Origin of the sequence: Halorubrum tibetense (assembly GCF_042661865.1) — an archaeon.
GTDB classification, from domain to species: domain Archaea; phylum Halobacteriota; class Halobacteria; order Halobacteriales; family Haloferacaceae; genus Halorubrum; species Halorubrum tibetense.
Map to the genome: position 1 here is coordinate 1 of NZ_JBHSWW010000472.1, position 1169 is coordinate 1169.

Genomic DNA, 1169 nt, shown 5'->3' on the forward strand with positions numbered 1-1169 from the left:
GTCCTGACGCTCGCCGCCGACCGCCGGGACATCGATGCCGTCGTCGCCGTCACGCCGCTGCTCGACGCCCGACGGATCGTCCGAGCCCGTGGGCCGAAGTACGTCGCTCGCGCGGGGGTGAGGGGCGTCCGTGACCTCCTCGGCCACCGACTCGGGCGGGGTCGAAGCGTGCCGATCGCCGGGAGCCGCGAGGAGCTGGCCGCCATCACCGAGCCCGGATCGAAGCGGGGATACCTCGACCTCGTCGACCGCGAGTCGCGCTGGCGCAACGAGACCCCCGCGCGGTCGCTGCTCCGACTCGTGAACTATCGGCCCGGCGAGCGGATCGGCGAGATACGCGCCCCGACGCTGTTGCTCGCGGGCACCGACGACGCGATCGTTCCGGTCGACGGCGTCGTCGCCGCCGGAAGCGACCTCGATCGTGGCACCGTCGTCACGATGCCGGCCGACCACTTCACCCCGTTCGGCGCGGACTTCGAGCCGGCGATGGGTCACCAGCTCTCCTTCCTCCGAGACGCGTTCGAGGACTGACTCCGGGTGCGGTCGTCGCTCGTTCGTGACCCGGGTTTATCCCCGAACGCGACGAACCTTCGACCATGACCGTGATCGCCATGCTGAGCGTCGCACCGGTCCGTGAAGGAAGCATGTCCGGCGAGGTCGCGAAAGCCGTCGACGCGCTCGACGCGTACGACGTGTGGTACGAGACGAACCCGATGGGTACGGTGATCGAGGCGGACGACATCGACACCCTCCTGGCGGCGGTCGGGGCGGCCCACAAGGCCGTCGACGGCGACCGCGTCTCGACGTTCCTGAAGATCGACGACAAACGGACGGTCGACGCGAGCGCCGACGAGAAGGTCGCGGCCGTCGAGGAACACCTCGGTCGGAAAGCGACAGGCGGACAGTAAGCGGACGGGCAGGAACGTCCGACTGCGGGCCAGTCAGGCGCGCTCCGCGTCATCGATCGTTCTGCCGTGTCGACCGTCACGCCGTGTCGACGTCGACCGTTCCGCCGGCACCCGCGTCGCCCGGGGGGTTCTCCACCGACACGTCGACGGTCGTCGTGCGGACGACGGTCGCCTCGTCGCGCCCGCCGACGACGTCCGCGCGCAACACGAGATCAAGCGTCGTCGACGACGTCTCGCCGCCGGCGAGGGTCGGATCGCTCA

At 70.3% G+C, this 1169-nt stretch carries 2 protein-coding genes and 1 pseudogene; 2 read left to right on the forward strand and 1 reads right to left on the reverse strand.

Translation table 11 applies throughout. The annotated features are described in order from the left end of the window. Together ACFQEU_RS16275 and ACFQEU_RS16280 are read left to right on the forward strand one after the other, a co-directional pair. Positions 1-531, forward strand: a 531-nt coding sequence (locus ACFQEU_RS16275) for an alpha/beta hydrolase family protein (protein WP_379783859.1), incomplete at its 5' end; no start/stop codon positions are given. A gap of 65 nt (positions 532-596) precedes the next feature. Further along, on the forward strand, positions 597-908 hold the full coding sequence (locus ACFQEU_RS16280; protein ID WP_379783861.1) for an MTH1187 family thiamine-binding protein: 312 nt from the start codon (positions 597-599) through the stop codon (positions 906-908). 76 nt (positions 909-984) lie between these two features. On the opposite strand, the pseudogene ACFQEU_RS16285 reads toward ACFQEU_RS16280, so the two are convergent. Continuing rightward, positions 985-1169, reverse strand: a pseudogene (locus ACFQEU_RS16285) (hypothetical protein); the annotation flags it as partial.

What these genes read in the sequence shown, in the direction of transcription:
- ACFQEU_RS16280 (WP_379783861.1), top strand. Translation starts at nt 597, where the DNA reads ATGACCGTGATCGCCATGCTGAGCGTCGCACCGGTCCGTGAAGGAAGC.